The sequence below is a fragment of the Leptospira noumeaensis genome (assembly GCF_004770765.1).
Lineage (GTDB): Bacteria > Spirochaetota > Leptospiria > Leptospirales > Leptospiraceae > Leptospira_A > Leptospira_A noumeaensis.
On sequence record NZ_RQFK01000009.1, the window covers coordinates 210,013 to 227,079 of the forward strand.

General features: G+C 37.0%; 9 protein-coding genes. All 9 read left to right on the forward strand.

Features of this window, described 5'->3' with window-relative positions; genetic code table 11:
• Nucleotides 1-3: 3 nt before the first annotated feature.
• The 9 genes from EHQ24_RS02655 to EHQ24_RS02695 are packed head-to-tail and all read left to right on the forward strand — an operon-like array spanning nt 4 to nt 17,009.
• Nucleotides 4-1,362, forward strand: a complete 1,359-nt coding sequence (locus tag EHQ24_RS02655) for an Ig-like domain-containing domain (RefSeq protein ID WP_135600148.1) — start codon at nt 4-6, stop codon at nt 1,360-1,362.
• Nucleotides 1,359-1,895, forward strand: coding sequence for a hypothetical protein (locus tag EHQ24_RS02660; RefSeq protein WP_135600149.1), 537 nt, complete (start codon nt 1,359-1,361; stop codon nt 1,893-1,895). The genes EHQ24_RS02655 and EHQ24_RS02660 overlap by 4 nt, the downstream gene beginning before the upstream one ends.
• Nucleotides 1,892-2,398 (forward strand): hypothetical protein, encoded by a 507-nt coding sequence (locus EHQ24_RS02665; RefSeq protein ID WP_135600150.1) that lies wholly within the window; start codon nt 1,892-1,894, stop codon nt 2,396-2,398. The genes EHQ24_RS02660 and EHQ24_RS02665 overlap by 4 nt, the downstream gene beginning before the upstream one ends.
• On the forward strand, nt 2,395-3,027 hold the full coding sequence (locus EHQ24_RS02670) for a hypothetical protein (RefSeq protein ID WP_135600151.1): 633 nt from the start codon (nt 2,395-2,397) through the stop codon (nt 3,025-3,027). The genes EHQ24_RS02665 and EHQ24_RS02670 overlap by 4 nt, the downstream gene beginning before the upstream one ends.
• Nucleotides 3,024-4,430, forward strand: a complete 1,407-nt coding sequence (locus tag EHQ24_RS02675) for an efflux RND transporter periplasmic adaptor subunit (RefSeq protein ID WP_135600152.1) — start codon at nt 3,024-3,026, stop codon at nt 4,428-4,430. The genes EHQ24_RS02670 and EHQ24_RS02675 overlap by 4 nt, the downstream gene beginning before the upstream one ends.
• Nucleotides 4,427-7,414: an efflux RND transporter permease subunit gene (locus EHQ24_RS02680; RefSeq protein ID WP_135600153.1), complete on the forward strand. Its 2,988-nt coding sequence runs from the start codon at nt 4,427-4,429 to the stop codon at nt 7,412-7,414. The genes EHQ24_RS02675 and EHQ24_RS02680 overlap by 4 nt, the downstream gene beginning before the upstream one ends.
• Complete coding sequence (locus EHQ24_RS02685; protein ID WP_135600154.1) at nt 7,411-10,086, forward strand: efflux RND transporter permease subunit; 2,676 nt, start codon at nt 7,411-7,413, stop codon at nt 10,084-10,086. The genes EHQ24_RS02680 and EHQ24_RS02685 overlap by 4 nt, the downstream gene beginning before the upstream one ends.
• A gap of 24 nt (nt 10,087-10,110) precedes the next feature.
• The gene (locus tag EHQ24_RS02690; protein WP_135600155.1) at nt 10,111-16,374 is read left to right on the forward strand and encodes a TIGR04388 family protein; all 6,264 of its coding nucleotides are present in this window, start codon (nt 10,111-10,113) and stop codon (nt 16,372-16,374) included.
• Nucleotides 16,374-17,009 carry a hypothetical protein gene (locus tag EHQ24_RS02695; protein WP_135600156.1) on the forward strand — a complete coding sequence of 212 codons (636 nt, stop codon included), beginning with the start codon at nt 16,374-16,376 and terminating at the stop codon, nt 17,007-17,009. The genes EHQ24_RS02690 and EHQ24_RS02695 overlap by 1 nt, the downstream gene beginning before the upstream one ends.
• The last annotated feature ends 58 nt before the right edge of the window (nt 17,010-17,067 follow it).

Consider the following 17,067-nt stretch of genomic DNA (forward strand, 5'->3'; position numbering starts at 1 on the left):
CGTATGAATCCTGTTAGATGGAAATGTTTTTCTTTAGTTTGTGCAGTTTGTGCATTTGCCAATTGTTCTGACAAATTTGGATCTTTGGAAGATTGGTTAGGAGTTCTCGGTGCCAGTGACACACCTAGAGTATTAACTTTTACTCCTAATTCGGAGTCCACCGAAGTGAATCCCCAAACAACAATTTCAGTTGTTTTTAGTCATCCTATGTCCATCCAATCTTGTGTTTCTGGATTTTCCCTGGAACCACAAGTCAGAGGCAGTTTTGAAACCACGGAAATCAGTCTTAAGTTCACTCCGAAAACAGAACTTCCTTCGGGTGGTTACATTGCCCGGCTTACCAAACAATGCGAAGATAAAAATGGGAAGGATTTGGATCGTGTGTATACGGTTTCCTTTCGTGTGGGTGAAAAGGAAGTTCCTGAAGCTCCAACAGTTGGTTCTATCATCGTACAAACGGGAACAGAGGCCGAATGTTTCAACGGGGGTTCTCCCTCAGATATTTTGTTAGGTGAGGTAAGTTCTGGTTGTGTGGGAGTTCCTGGTCCTCCTCCCATTCAAATCAGGTTTACCAAACCGATGAACCAAACGGAAGTTGGGCTTGGCCTAAGGATGGAACCGAATGTTTCGTTTCGGCTGGAATGGATGAATCCTTCAGAGGTGAAGATTTTACCCGATTCTATTTTTTCATCCAATGTAAGGTATCATATCCTCTTGCCCGCCGGGGTTCACTCTCTTGATGGGAGTGTACTAAGCGCAACGTTTCGCCGTGATTTTTTTGTGGGGAGTGTATCGGATCCAGAAGTAATTGGATTTGGGTTGGAATCACAAAACTGCGGTTTGGGAATTCAGGAATTTGGATCTATAACGGGTGCTCGTTGGGACTCTGGATTTTGTTTTTGGAGTTTAGGATTGCCAATTTTAGATCCACATTCTTACCAATTTCGTGGAGGGGATGATGGTACTGGCACAAATTCGGCTTGTGCGGATGTAAACACCGATAACTTTCGAATCTTTTTTAATCAATATATGGATACCACTTCCGTGATTGGTGCTACAAGATTTTCAAAAATTTCTCCACCTTCATCAAACATTCGTTTATCGACATGGGTTTGGTCTCATTGCCAAACAGTTTCTCCCTATGGTTGCCGGGAACTAACTTATTCTTATGCGGAAAGTGAAGCCAGTTGTAATGGGCCTCTATTTGGAAACATTTCTACAGGTGGAGACTTTAACCTTTCCGCATCTAATTTAGCACCTAACTTTTATCCTTATTATGAGTTTCGTTTGGAAGCAGAAGCTAAATCAATTTTAGGGAAACGAATGAAAAATGTTTTTGTCATTCAAGTGGAGGCCAAATGAAATTTTCCTATTTGATAATAATTTTCTTTTTTATCTCTTGTTTCCAGGATGGAAAGAATCTCAAAACCGTCACATACCCCATTCCTAATGGGAGAAAGGTTTTATTCATTCATACGAGTCCTTCCTGTTTTTCCGATTCCTATTCGGAAGAAAAAGAATTAAGTTTGCGAATTTTAGAAGAATTAGAAGAATCCGGATTTTTGGTTGTGTTAGGTGAATCTATCTGGGAAGAACCTCTGACAACGTTTGGATTTTCTGACCGACTAGAAGTCTTTCAAAATCGCTTAAAAGATATTAAAACCAATGAAACACCAAGAATTCAAATTTGGAAAGACCGGGCGGAAAGGATGGGTGCATCAGATATTTTTTTATTACGTCATAGTCCATATCCAGACTCAAAAACAAAATCAATTCGTATGTTTTGGATCAATCTTAGTAAAAAAGAAATGATTCGTTTTGATTGGAATTGGGATTTTAAAGACCCTTTCCCTTTTCGCGAAAAACTTTTGGAGGTTTCGGGAGGAAAACTATGAACGGGAAATGGTTGTATGTCGTATTGGTTTTTTCTATACTTAATTGTTTAAAAAATAGTGAATCCGAAAAGAAAAACTCAAAGATTCTAAGAGATGCTTTTCATAACGGACAGTTAAGTTTTGTTCAAACGATACTGCAAGAGATCAAAGAAGAAAGGGAACTAACGGAGGAAGAGTCTCTCTTTTATTTTAAAACTTTGTTTTATTCGGGTAAATGGAAAGAATTTTTCTCCCTTTGGACTCAGATCAATACCAAAACTCCCGAAATTGTTTTGTTGTATTTTAAAGCCGTTCTAATTTCAAAACAGCCTGTTTTGGTTTCCACAGAAGATGAAAAAAAACTTTTAGATTTACTGCCGATATCACCTGAAGCTTGTTTGTTGTATTTAAAATACCAAAAGAAAGGAACTTCATCCAAACAGAAAAAACTTTTTTTGGCCCAAGGAAAACTTTTTCAGACCCATATTGATAGACTTGGTATTGAATTGGGGGAAATGAAATGAAGTGGTTAGCCTGGACAGGTTTGGATTTTGATCGTATAAATTTTAAATTAAAAAGAGGGATAGATTGGGTTTTAAACTTTCATAAGTCTTATTATTTTTTCTTTTTTCTCTATGTTTTGTTCTATGGATTCCATTGTATTTGGAATTGGGATGAGTTTATGAGCTTGAATCGTTCCATCGAACTAAATGCCATCAATTCTGGAAAACAAGTTTCCCTTTGGAGTTTGTATCCTTTCCAAATCATGGCTGTGGTATTTTCGGCTGGATTGTATTTTTTTCTCTGTGTTAGTATTAATTTTTTGTTTTCTTTGGGAGGAAAAGCAAGGCAGAGCCTAAGAACCAATATTCTTCTGTTTTTTCGCAATCTAATCCGTCAGTTTTTTCTTTTTGTTTGTATTTTGTTTTTGGGAAACCAGACCTTGGGTTATTTAGTCCATACCAGGTATTATGCCATACTCGTGGTTATGTTTTGGACTACACTTTTTTTACTTTTTATCATCCAAAATGGAAAATTATACAAACGGCTATTTGTGTTAGAAGATTCTTCTGTATCATTCGTTTCACATAGTTTAGGTTATGTGAACCCTATTTTATTTGTATTTTTTATATTGGTTTTGGTAAACGTATGAAATCCCAATACTTATCTAAATCTAATATAAAAAATTGGGTTAAAAAAGTTCTTATTTTCAGTGTTCTTTATTTTCTTTTATCGATTGTTTATACATTTTTTTCAACGGAAGAACTCCGTGGTCGTTTCCCTTTGTTTGTGAAATTGTTCTATTACCAGAAAGAGTGGGGAAATACAACCGAAATTTATGCTATCGAAGCGCCTAAACAAGGTTTTGTGTATTCTAGTCCTCGTTTCATAGAAGAAAATAAGGTGATTGAATTTCCGGCGGTGGTGGAACCTACAAAAGAAATCCAGTTGCACCAAAAACAAACAGGAAGAGTAAGAAAGATCTATGTAGAAGAAGGAAGTATTGTCAGAGAAGGGCAAGTTCTTTTAGAAATTGATGATGAATTATTCCGATTGGAAGGAGAGAGGTTACGTCTTTCTCTTGAAATTGCGGGATCTCAAGTGGCCATTGCTTTGGAAAAATGGAAACAGGCTGAAAAACAAATCGAAGTTAAATTACGAGAAATTGATAAAAAAACAGAATGGATTGGGTTAGCCGAGAAAGAATGGAATTTCTCCAGAAATGTAACAGAGAAAAAAACAATCCTTTGGAAACAGGGTTTTATTTCCCTCTCCGAGTTGGAAAAACTAAAACAAGAAGAAGAATCCAAAGAAACTCAGTATAAGAATTTATTACGAGATCGTGATAATCTTTTGAGCGGAGTGAATTTGGATTTAGGGCAAGAAGGCCTTAGTTTTGAGGATAAACTAAAGAATTGGAGAGAAAAAAATACCTCTTTAGAAAGATCTGAATATGAATTGAGTTTATCCCAACAGAAAATCATTAAAAATCAAATTAAGGCCAATGGGGAATTATTAGCAGAAACGAAATTACGATCACCGAAATCTGGTAAAATTTTAAAAATCCAAATCAAAGAAGGAGAACTGGTAAACCAAACTCCAGTGATGATTCTTATGGAAAAGGGGGAACTTTCTGTTGGATTTCAAATTGGTGAGTCGGATCTAATTCATTTTTCACCAGGCAAATCTGTTTTGTTCCTATTTTCGGATGAGAGTATGCCACCTATCAATGGGAAGGTGGATCGTGTTGGCGGATTTTTAGATCCAAGGTCACATAGTATTGGAATTAAGGTTCGGTTGGATCCAAAGCAATCCAAAGTTCTACCGGGTATGTTTGGTCTTGTCCAGGTAAAACTTCCAGAAACAAAAGAAAAAATTCTGATTTCCAAACGATCTCTCCGCGGGGATGAATCTAGCGGTTTTTATGTCAATGTCAAGCAGGGAGAACGAGTAGAGAAACGATTCATTCAATTCAAACCTTATTTGTTCAATGAGATAGAGGTTTTGTCGGGACTGTCTTCTTTAGACCAAGTTGAATCCAGCGTATCCCTATGAGTGTTGAAAGATATGTCGATTTCTTAATCCAACACAAAAGATTGTGTTGGGTAATTTCTCTTTCATTTTTGATCGCGGTATTTTTTAGAATTCCTGAATTAGAAATTTGGTTATTACCAAAACTAATGCCCGTTAAATATTTTGTCGTTACTGAATTCCCGAATCATTCTGCGGAAGACACGGATCTTATGGTGAGTCTCCCTATTTCGGAAATTTTATCATCTGTAAAGTCTGTGGAACGAATTCGTTCCTTATCTGAACATGGGAAGTCTGTAGTAGAACTTGATTTGTTGTATGGGGCTTCTCTTTCCGAATTTAAAGAACAATTATACCAAACCATTTTTGAAATTAAGGATAAACTACCCCCTGGAGTTGGTGTTTCGCGTTTGTTCGAAGGAGAAAGGGAAGAAAGACCTTTTATGGAAATTTTGATTCCTAAACCTTTGAAAAAAAAATTAGACGATTATGATTTTCATCTAAAACAACTGCAGTTTCAGTTGGAAAGGATTCCTGGAATCACCGAAGTGAGAATGGTGGGAAAAGCAAAAGAATCTTCTTTCATTTCCATTGATCCCAAGATTCTGGATTTATTTCCTTTGACGATCAGAGAATTAGAATCTCAAATCCAATCTGGGAAAGAAGGAGGATCTCTTGGAAAAATAGATGGATATACGAAAGATTCAGAATTAAAATTTTCTTCTGAAATTACATCTCACGATGATTTAAATAAATTTCCTATTCATTTGGAAGGTGGTAAGTCTGTCCCTTTAGGACAACTAACAAAGATTTTTAAATCTGAATTACCCGAAGAAAAGATAACAAGGATCAATGGAAAAGACACCATCTATCTTTCAATTTTTTCTGACTCAAAAACAAATCCCCTCCGTTTATCTTCGGAAGTGCAAAAGAAACTAAATCATTTTAACATGTTCGCCGCTAATATTTATTCCGATGTTTCGGTAGAGTTACGCACGGCTCTTAGGCAATTTGTGATGAGCCTCCTTTGGGGATTATTATTTGCTTTTTTGTTTTCTTATCTTCTATACAAAAGTTGGATCCCGGCGCTCCTTCTTTTGGTGGCAGTTTCTTTTTCCTTTGTTTTATTTTTTCATCTAATTTTATTTTTTTCAATATCAATCAACTTATTAAGTTTAGGTGGAATTTCAGTCGGAGCTGGAATGTTGTTTGATGCAAGTAATTTAACCGTATTTTCTATTCGGAGGCAAATTTTAATGGGGGACACGACCTCAAATGCGATCAATAAAGGGATAAAGTCAGTTTTAGTTTCTCTTTTTTCATCTTCTTTGACTACGATCGTTGTATTTATTCCTCTATTGGTATTTCCAATGGAATGGAAAGATTTTCTTTTTGATTCTGGAATCAATATCGCCTTATTAGTGTTTTGTTCTTTTATTTCTTCTCTTTGGATGGTGCCACTACTTGCCGTTTCTTTACGAAATTTCCCGAAAGACAACCAGAACATTTTAAAACAAGAAACTTTTGTTTTGGGGTGGTATGAAAAGACTTATCAGTTTGGGAAACATTTTAACTTAAGATGGTTTGCCATTGGGTTTATGTTTTTTTTCGTTTTCGGTCTCATAACTCTTGGTTCTAAACTCGAAATTTTTCCAAAACAAGAGTCTATTGGAATCCGTTTACAAACTTTACCGAAAAATGGACTTTCTTTCGTTGAAGAGTTAACGTTTGTAAATGATTTGGAAGTCAAAATCAAATCCTTTGATTCTAAAATTTCTGTCCTTGTTTTCCCGATCCAAAGAGCAGATTACACCCAGACACACCCAAAAAAAGCAATTCCCATTCAATGGGAGTTAAATGGAGTGGAACACTCAAAAGAACTCCAAATTTTTTTATCCAATCATCTTTCCTCTTATTATTCTTCGCATTGGGATTGGAAATGGGATCCAATAGGATCAGAGGTAACCAAAGTTTTACCTTTTCTTCCGGATGATAAGATTGTATTTTTAAACAAAAGTTGGGATTTATTGCAGAGTTTTTCATATGAATGGAAAAATAGGGCCACTAAACTGGGGTTAACGGGAGAATTCTCTTTTTTACCGAAACAGATTCTTTTAGAAGAATGGACTCGTCAAGCCATCCCGATTCCCGAACTTCTACCTCTGGAAGGTGATTTAAAAGATCGGATTCTATATGAATACAATCCCAAATATTTAGGAGAAATTGGAGAAGGAACCAAACGGGATCTTTATTTAGGTATTGGAATGAGTGACTTTCGGCCTATTGATGAAATTGATCTGGGGCGTACTGGGTTTAAGACCAAGTTAAATGATCTCATCTCTGTTGGTTCTCTTTTTTCATCGGAGAAAAAAACTAGTTATGATCAGTTTCGTAGGGAGTCCGGTTTGTTTTATATGGAATGGAAAGGGGAGTTGCCACAATTGGATAGAAACGAAATCAAAAAGAGTGGAATTTCTTTTCTTGAATTTTCTGCCAAAAATGAAACCTACCATTTTTTTTATAAACTACTGCTATTATTTATCATTTCATTTGCTTTTATTTATTTGGTTTTAGTTGGGATTTATGAATCATTTTTTGTCCCTATATTTTATTTGGGGATTTCGATTTTTTATCTTTTGGTTACTTCTTCTATTGTTTTTATTTTGTTCGATTCTTTTCATTTAGGTCACTATATCGGGCTTGTGGTTTTACTTGGACTTTCTATCGATAATATTTCTCTGTTTGGGGAAAGATGGATGGAACTCACCAAAGGAACTTCGACCAAAGAAAGTCGAGAAACTGTGTTTCGATGGTTGGTTCGTCCGGTGTCTCTAAATTCAGGAACTACAATGATGGGATTTTTACCTGTTTTGTTTTTGGGATTTTCGGGATCAGAATTCTCTAGGTCAATCGCCTTGACTATGTTTGTTGGAATTCCGATTTCTATTTTTTTTGTATTTTACCTTTATCCCGTTCTGTTTCCAAAATTTTTGAGTAGGGTGAGATGAATCAAACTTGGATTAGGAAGTTTCGTCATAGAATTTGTGCTTTGGTATTCTTTTTTGTTTTTCTATCAATCCTTTCTTGGAAGGGTATCTCATTTGCGGAAGTAGTGATCCCTGAAAATAGGGAATCGATTCAGATCACAACACGATTCCCTGGTAAAACAGCTCTACAAATAGAAGAATCGATTACAAAACCTTGGGAACAAATTCTAAAATCCATTTCAGGTTATAGACAAATCGAATCTATCTCGGAGGAAGGAACTTCATTCATTCATCTCAAGTTTGAACCTGGTGTCGGTAATGCCGAAACGATCCAAACCATTCGCAACGAATATCTACTCCAAAGACAAAGATTCCCAAAAGATTCACTTTTTCCAAGAATCCAATCCGGTAAATTGGAAGACGAATACATAGTAATTTTGCAAAGAATCAAAGAAAAACCAAATTCCACAAGAAAGGAATTAGAACAAAAAATTAGAAACATAACGGGCGTTTTGTCCTTTGTACATCATTCTGATAAAGAACAGGAAATCGTTTTAGAAATTAAACCGGAAAGAATCCAGAGATCGGGACTTCCTTCGTTATCGATCATTTTTTCTGCATTAAGGAATCATAGTTTTGGGTTTAGTTCAGATTTAAGGAACGGTCTTTGGTTTCAAAAAGACCACCCACTGGAACCAAAGGATTGGTCGGAGGTTCCCATCCCTTCCCGTTTAGGAGAGAGTTTAAGAGTTTCGGCCATATCATCGGTTTCTTTTGGAGAAAAAGAACTTCGGCATGGAACAAGAATTAATGGGCAAAGTTCGGAAACAATCATCATCAAAGCAGAAAGTAACACAGCTTTATATCATATTATCACTGAACTTAAATCTATCTTAAACGAACATAATGACTGGGTTCTGTTGTATAGTAGTCATGAAGATTTTATCAATGACTTGATTCGTTCTTTTTTTTTGTTTTTCTCTGTGGATTTTGTTTTGGTTGTGTTTTGTCGTTTTTTTGGAAAATCAAAAATTGAATTACTGATCCATCTTTTCGTTTATTATATTTCCTTCATTTTGTTTTTGGGAATTTGTAATTTCATGGCTTATCCTGTAGGTCGGGCCTTCCTTTTTAGTTTTATTTTTTGGAAGTATTTGTTATTCGTATATCCGATACGAAAGTTCGGAATTTGGGCGCGCCAAGTTTTATATTCTTTTTTGATTTTTTCTTTATTTGTCATTTTGGATTGGCTTCCAAAATCATTTTATATATTTTCACTTTGTCATATATACTTTATATTTTTTTATTCGTTTCTTGTGATTCTTTTTAAACCTATAAAAAAAGATTCGGATTTTAAAATTGAATATGACTTTCCTAAATGGATTTCTTTTTTAAAGAGAAAAGAATCAGAAGGATCAAAAACTATCGGAAAAACTAACAAACTTTTCTTTTTGGGTTTATTTTGGGTTGGCGTTTTTTCTTCTTTGGTTTCAAGTTTTTCTTTTTATTCACTGAATCCATCTCTTGGAAAAATTCAAATTGCGAAGTTGGAATTCCCGACTTCGATTCCTGAACAAGAATCGATTCGAATCACCAAACAAGTTGAAGATTCTATTTTGAAACAAAATTTAACAGACTTACTTGTGGTAAAACAAAATCGATCAAGTTCGGATTTCTATTTTCGGTTGAATGATTTAGATAAAAGAAATGGGTTTCAGAATTTACCAACAGAATCGGGATACTTTCATGTATTAGGTGGTGGAAATTCAAATGTAGCTCGAAGGCTTCGTTTTGCGAACGCTAACACCGAATCTTTGGAAAAAACAATTCTTGGCTTAATTCCTTGGTTACAACACAAGGCCCGGGTGGAAGAGGTTGTACTTTGTTTCCAGCCGCAAGCTGAGGGAATGGAGTTACATTCGCCGAATTGGTATGGAAATTTACTAGATTTGGAAAGAGTTGACTTGTTTCGAGAAAGGTCTCTCTCTTTGCAGTCGGCAATAGTCGGAAAGATGGTTTGGAAGAACAGGTTAACCGATGTTCGATTTTCAGTAAAACAAGATAAAGAAGGGGAAAGATATTTGGAAAAACCAATTCAAATGAATTCTGGGAGTTCCGTTCATAATCAATCTTTTACAAAATCGGAAAAAATCAAAATCCCTGGAAGGATCTATCGCAAAAATGGTGAAACAAGTTTAGAAATTTTGGTGAAAGGAAAAGAAATCCAATGGAAGGATTTAGAATCAAAGATACATAAAGTTTTAGAAAAAGATCCGGTTCGTCTTTCAGAAATGACGGAAGAGAAAGGATCGGAAAAGGAATACCAACCATTTTTTTTGTTTGTGATCGTCGCCATTTGCCTGTATAGAAAAAAAGAAAAGTTTCGAAGTTTGATTTCTCTTTTGTGTTTTTTGTTACTCTGGCGGATCAATCTTTCTGCTTTGAGCGATGATTATTTGTTATTTGGCTGTATCGCCACATTATTACTTTTTTTGATTCTATGTTCTCCCTCTAAATCACTCCGAGTCGATAAACAAATTCCTTTGGTTCTTTTATTGTTCTTATTTTATTTTTTGCCCGGTGACGGAGGTAAATTTTTTTTAGAAGGGATGGTTTTGGTTTTTAGTTTTTTTCTCTTTAATTCAAAATTACACGAACAATGGAAATTTTTTAAAACCAAACTTTCTTTTTAATACCTAAGAGAACTGAGGTTCTCTATGTTTTCCAAACCCTCTTCCTATCGTCTTTTTATCGTTTTGATTGGTTCTTTGTTTTTGTTTTTTGCCAGTCGTACTTTTGGCCAATCCCTTTCTGAAACTTGGAATGTTCCAGGTTATCAGTCTTCCGATTATTCAGAATTTTATGGACAGATGTATTTTTCTAATTCGATGGAAGAATGGGATGCCCGTGTCGAACAAGTTTTGACTTTTTCTATCAACCAATGGCTGGAAAACGCAGACCGAATGGTAGGGTTACTTCTATCTGAAGAATCTGGGGAAGATACCTTTGTTTCTAATGTTGGTTATTTGGATGAAAGGATGAGGTCTTTATATTCAGAGGTATCTGTATTGTATTCAGAATGGGAGAGAGAACTTCTCGCCGATTATTTTGATAACAGAAATGCTTTTTTATATAAATTAGAAACTGGTAAAGTCGATTCGATTTATTTTGAAAGGATCGGTCAGGAATCCTTGTATGAAGAGTATACAGAAGAGGAACGAGCTCTCATCGAAAATCAAAATCGTATTTTGGAATCGGCAAAAGAATGGGAGTTCGAATGGAATAGAACAAAACAAGAGGGATTGGATTCGTTTGCGACAGCCTTCTCCGATTTAGAAACTGACTACGATGCATATATTCTTTCATTACAAGAAACGGAGATTCGATTTTCAGAAAATTTGAATGCGATCAATTCATATAAGGAAACCATAAAATCAGCATTAAGTGGTATGGTATCGCAATTAAAAATGGGATTGGATTCTTCTTGTTCTGTTCAATCAGGTTGTCAGTACAAAAACTTTGATGGGAGTTATAATGAAGCAGGGAAAATATTTTCAAAATTCATTAACGATCTTTCCGATGAACTAAGTGAATCATCCATTGACCCAGATTCGATGTTTACATCTATTTCTACAAAAATTAAGAATTTTTTGTCCGAGGAATCAAACAAAGCTTATTCGGAACATACGATGTATCAGGGTCGCGTTTATACCTACCAAACAGGATTCCAAATCAATTTAAACCAATCCACTTCCAGCTTTGATTTGGGTGCTGCGGAGTGGAGGATTCGAAACCAATCATATTACGACATCACAAGCGATATGAAGTATGAAAATTGGCTGAGCGGAGGACTGGGGGAAGTTGGAAATTTTTCAAAAATTCAAGATGAGGAAATGCGGGGGATATTTCAGTCAATCCATCATGGTGATTATGCTAGATTAACGTCAATCATTAATAGTAAGTTAGGTGAAGGGAGAAGGGTTCAGTCATTAATCACTGCTAATTTATATACTGATGCCTATCACTTTGTTAATAATGAAAAAATAGCTGGGTTTTATGTTCCTTTTGAAGAAGCCCATCATACCCAAGGGAATCTTATGTTGGATGGGCATGATAAATACGGTTATTGGATCGCGGATCGTTTCATTACTATACTCACTCCCGGCCGTCACTCTTTCCAGATGGGGGCAATCGGTTATTCCGTTCTGTACGAAATGTTTGACGAAACCTCCTTAAAAACATCTCTCTATTGGAAAGAAAATTCATCCCAGTTAGGTGGCCAGTATCAATATTTCCAGGATACCTTACTTCCTGCTGTATCTCATTGGGAATCGAAGGTAAAAGAATATGCCGATACCTACGAGGAATGGAAAGGAAATCGAGAAAATCTGATTTTAGAAGCCACTGCTAAATTGGAATCCAATCGTCAGGAATTGGAACGTTCAAAGGAAGAATGGTTACATCGTTTAGAGGAAGAAAAAAGGGAAGGGATCAAATCTTGGGTCAATTTATATGAAACTGGAGAAAAAAAAGACATAACATCTCCAACCATTACTTCATGGACACCTAACAAAGAGATGGAAGCGGTTGACCGTACCAAACTTGTTGAATACCAAACCTTGGCTTCATCAAACGAAGTTATATCCGGGGTTCAGGTGGGTGGAGTTGGTCTATTGGAAGAACTTCAAAGAACCATTGTCGGTGTGGACCAATACGCTTCCGTGATTCAGATGAATTCTGAATTAGAGGCATTCCAACGTTCGGAACAACAAAAACTAATCAATCAATTGATTTATGGGATCAATACGGAATCGATCAGAGAAAGAAAATTAACTAGAGAAGAAAACATTTTAATTGGAAATTATGATGTGTCTCTGCTTTCCAAAGAAGAATTAAGCCAATTTGGGTCTTGTTATGAAAATCCCAATGCTGTAAATTGTAAGTCATTGTTAAAAAAAGAATTTGAAGCAAGTTTTAATTCTGATACGGGTATCCTAACATTAAAAAGAGAAATCCATAACGGTTTACTTGGAGATAAAAATGAGAAAGGCAAATATACTGCTGCGAAAACTGAAGAAGTTAGACATATCAAACTTAGTTCTCTAGAGAAGGTTCATAGCCCAGATCAAAAAGGATTTTTTACAGTTTGGTCTGAAGAAGATTGGGATTCGCTTTACCAATCAAAAACAAAAATCACAGAAAATTTTCTAACAAACTCCTTACAAAAAGATAAAAAGTCAATTGGTTCCAATATTAACTCAATCATTGAAACGGACAATCGGAATCAGGAATTGTTCGTAACTAGGAAGGTTGAAAAAGAGAAAACAGATTCCCTCATTCAAGAATTGGCTTTAGCTTATTTCACTGGTGGAGCCGCAGGTGTAAGAGCTTCTTTAAAAGGAAAAGTGGAAGATCACATCAACACCGAACTTGCTAAGGCTTGGATCACTGCCACCGGAGGAAGTGAAGAAGACTTACAAATGGTCAGTATGATCATGGACTTTATGAGAGGTAAAGTTGAGACAAAAAAAATTGAGTCTCGTAGTAACTTTGTTTCTGCTAGTAATCCCTTTCAAGGCATCGAAAACATTTTTAGAAACTCGGTCGGAGGATATGCGGATTTCTTTAATAACGCAACCGGAGGCCTTTCCGGTGCATTGCTAACAAATGCAATGTTACCAGTTGTTGCACTTGGTAACGCAGTTATCGGTTCTGATCAAATGGATGTTTTATTGGAGCGCAAAAATGCCCAAACAAATCGTATCAAGGAAATCAAAGCCAACGAAGTCTCTTTAGCTAAGTCTGCTGCTTCCCTAGCGATTGCGGGTGCTACGGGATTACCAATTGAAATTGTGAGTGCAGGGGTCAGTGATTTTGCAAGTGCCCGTGATGCTAAAAATGCAAGAAGAGCTATGACTAAAAATCCAATCATTGATGGAACGAGTCAAGTTTTCGGAGTGGTTGGGGGGATTGTTAAAACGGCAGTGATTGCTACTGGAGTTACCCAAGGAGAATTCCAAAAGTCTATTTCCCAAGCCAATCAATTAGCGAGTGGTGGTTCCCTTAGACAATCAAGTGCTGCACTCGCTAGTTTGGGTTTATCAGAGCAAATGTATGGGATGAAGGCTACTGGAACCAGCTTTACTAGCGAACTCCTGAATATCAAAGATAAAGATAGAGTCATTGAAGAACTTGGAAAAAGGGCTCTTGCCAATCAGATGGCTGCGAATTTTGGAATCGATCCAAAGATTGCCTTAGGTTTTATCAACAAAGGTTATGGTGATTACAAAACAAGAGAGAGCGACAAAAAAGCACAAGCAAACGCGATTGAACAAGTAGCTGTGATGGTTGCGACCACTGCCATCACGATGGGTACCGGGGTCGCTTTAAACGCAATGGTTGCATCTGCGAATTCGACAATTTCTGCCATAGGATCAGCAATTGCTAATTTTGGAAACACAGTTGGGAATGCAGTGGGTTCCTTGTTAGGATCTACAGCGCAGGCTACCACGACAATGGTAACAAATGTAACTACAGGTGCTTTGGAGGTTAGTAAAACTGCAATTAATGCGATCTCAGCTATGGCGAATGCTACTGTCCAGGGAGTTGTTGGTTCAAAGAACGGTATCGAAGGAGCTCTTGCTGGAATCGCCAACGGACTCTTGGGTGGCGTCACCCAAGCAATGGGTTCTATACAATCTGGAATACTCAAAGGAATCACCCCGGGGCTTGGTGTAACGTATCACCCGAAAAATGGATGGGGCGGGTCCATTGGTATTGGTAATACAACTTCTAATGCTAGTATCTCTTTCTCCCAAAGAGGAGATACAACCATCCAAGGATCTTATTCTCTCGGAAAAGGTGGTATCCAACTTGCTGGTGATGCCACAACAAATGGTGCAGCCAATCTCGGATTCAATTACAATCCTACCGGGAACGGGCCAAGAAAGGATTGGAATTTCTCTCTGATGTATGATCTAGCTGGAACGGGCCTGTCTGGAAGTGTCGGTTACACCGATCCACGTTCGACGTTAGGTGTTAAATCAACTTTCAATAGAGATGGGATGTCTACTTCCGCCGAATTTACTGGCGTTAGCCTTGCAACGAACGGGCCCAACGGATTCCAAATGGATGAAATAAATTTCGCCGAGCTTAACATCAATGCAGCCCAGGATAAAACTAGCAATGATCAAAATCCAAATCAATCATCCGAGAATGGCGGTCCAGAGGACGATGGTGATTTGAATCGTGATTTAGCGGATGCGGGAAAGGCACTTTCTAGTTTATTTTTCGGAGGGGTTGCGATTGTACGCGGATTGTATGGCGGGGGGCAGGCAAGGGCAGCGGATGGATCGACGACGCCAACAGCAAATCCGGGCGAGACAGCGATCCTCGAGAGAAATCGTAGGAGAGAGGAAGAGGCAGGGGAAACGAGAGACAATCAAAATTTGCCGAAACAATCAGATCAGCCATCGGCACCTAATGTTGCACAAGTGATTCCAGCTCCTGGGATTAACAAAGAAGATGGGCCTAAATCGCCTTTACCGGTAATTCTTCGGGCAGTAGATCATTTCCCACCAATCGATAATAAACCAATAAATATAAATGATGTTTCCTCTCGTATTGATGATGTAAAAGTATCCGTTGCGAATTATAACAGGGAAATCGATACACAAATCAAAGCGATCAAAGAATCAGATCCAAATTTAAAGGATCCACAAAACAAAGAATTGGTGAAGAAACTTCAATCGGAAAAGAAAAATGCAGAAAAAATAGCAAGAGTTCAAGAAGCGCAAATAAGAAGTTTAGAGAGTAAAACACCTCTGATTTCAGGAACTCGCCCAATGAATTTGGAATCCGGTATAACGAACATCATCACATTTGAACAAAACAAAAACCAAAAGGAAACCCATGATCAAATCAGAGAGTTTGTTAAAGGTGGTCAATTATCGGAAGACACAAAAGCACGATTAGATCAAGAAAAACAGTCTTTGCCTGAATACAAAAAATTGAAAGAACTTCAGGGACAAAAAGACAGGTTAGAAACTGATTTTCGATTGAATAACTTAGATCGTGTAAACGAAATTCAGTTTGGGGGAATCAACCAGCCAATTGATCTGCAAAACTTGCTGATTACCAATCCGCAAAAATACAATGAATACGTAAAATCTGTGAGTGAAATACAAAAACAGATTGATCAATTAACACTTCCAATTAAAAAAATAGACGCTGAGTTTGAAGTAAGGGCTAAAGTCGAAAAATATAAAGAAATGGGAATTGGTATAGAATTCAGAAAGAATGATTCAGATCTAAATTATAAATTGGAGCAACTGAATCGAGCTTTTGGAGTGGAAAATTCGAGGCAAGACCAAATTGCCGCCTTGGATAACTTGAAAGGAAAAAACGTATCATTTTCTAAACCATTATTTGATACGATTGTAACTCCTACTGAAGGTGTTGCCTTAAAACCGGCTCCAGGGCAGGGGAATTTATCTATCTATCAAACTGTAGATGGAAAGGAAATTCGAAGACCGATTCCAATGTCTGAAACCGATGTTGTAACTTCTCGACCGGACACGGACAGAGTGAATCCAGTCAATGGTAGAATAGGTGCTCATACTGGCACAGACTATAGTTTGCCTATAGGAACTGGTAACTCTTCTGTGATGGAGGGAACAGTGGAAAAAGTAGAAAATAGCCATAATTCTTTTTTAAATATTGGTGACGGAGGGACACATAATGGCGGTTCCGTTCGAATTGAATCTTCCAACGATAATCCTAAAATCAGAACGACCTATTACCACCTAAGCCAAATCAATGTGGAACCAGGTGATAAGGTTAAGATGGGAGACCTTATTGGCAGGTCAGGGAATTCGGGAAATTCCGGTGGGCCACACCTCCATTTTATTGTTGAGGTGAAAGTTGGAGAGGATTGGATTCTACAGAAAAATGAAGAGTTTGATTGGTCGGGAGTACCTTAATGAATAAATGGATTTTTGTTTCATGTATCTTGTTTCTCTTTATAAACTGTAAAGAAAAGGCAAAGGAATTCATTATTAAATCAGAATTTAAGAATAGCAAAATTGATTTTGATTTCTTTTGTAAGTCTTCGGAAAGCACAGATCTAATGTATTATGAAATTACTATGAAAACAGGCGAATATCTTCCTGTATTGAAGTGCGATGATAAGTATGGTAATTTTAGAATCCTTGTTCAAAATGTTACATTAGATAATAGCGTATGGCTGACACTAGCAGAACTTTCCTGTATCAATGATCTTTGTATCATAAAAGAAAAACCGGGCGAACGTCTGATGGGGGAGCCTGATGGTGAGTTGAAATTTCAAGTCATTAACAAGGATGTGGTTAAATTAATAAGTTCCAATGTAAGACAGTTAGGCTACCAAGACAGTGATGTAGGAATTCCTTATAAAAAGGCAGAAGACTTTTTCGATTTAAAAAGAAATATTTATATCTTTAAGAGGCCGTCAGAGTTAAGGAACTGCCCAATGTCAAGAATCATAGTTGATACAATCGGTGATAAAGGAGTTAGCTGTGGCGAACCGGCTCCTGAAATAAACGAAAGTCCTTCTGATAAGGAACCAACAAATAACTAGTAAGTGATTCCTTTCCCCTCGGCAGCGATGGCCGAAGCTCGCCGGTCGGAACACGATG

Coding starts and splice junctions, on each gene's coding strand:
- EHQ24_RS02695 (WP_135600156.1), top strand. CDS start 16,374: ATGAATAAATGGATTTTTGTTTCATGTATCTTGTTTCTCTTTATAAAC.
- EHQ24_RS02690 (WP_135600155.1), top strand. CDS start 10,111: ATGTTTTCCAAACCCTCTTCCTATCGTCTTTTTATCGTTTTGATTGGT.
- EHQ24_RS02670 (WP_135600151.1), top strand. CDS start 2,395: ATGAAGTGGTTAGCCTGGACAGGTTTGGATTTTGATCGTATAAATTTT.
- EHQ24_RS02660 (WP_135600149.1), top strand. CDS start 1,359: ATGAAATTTTCCTATTTGATAATAATTTTCTTTTTTATCTCTTGTTTC.
- EHQ24_RS02655 (WP_135600148.1), top strand. CDS start 4: ATGAATCCTGTTAGATGGAAATGTTTTTCTTTAGTTTGTGCAGTTTGT.
- EHQ24_RS02680 (WP_135600153.1), top strand. CDS start 4,427: ATGAGTGTTGAAAGATATGTCGATTTCTTAATCCAACACAAAAGATTG.
- EHQ24_RS02685 (WP_135600154.1), top strand. CDS start 7,411: ATGAATCAAACTTGGATTAGGAAGTTTCGTCATAGAATTTGTGCTTTG.
- EHQ24_RS02665 (WP_135600150.1), top strand. CDS start 1,892: ATGAACGGGAAATGGTTGTATGTCGTATTGGTTTTTTCTATACTTAAT.
- EHQ24_RS02675 (WP_135600152.1), top strand. CDS start 3,024: ATGAAATCCCAATACTTATCTAAATCTAATATAAAAAATTGGGTTAAA.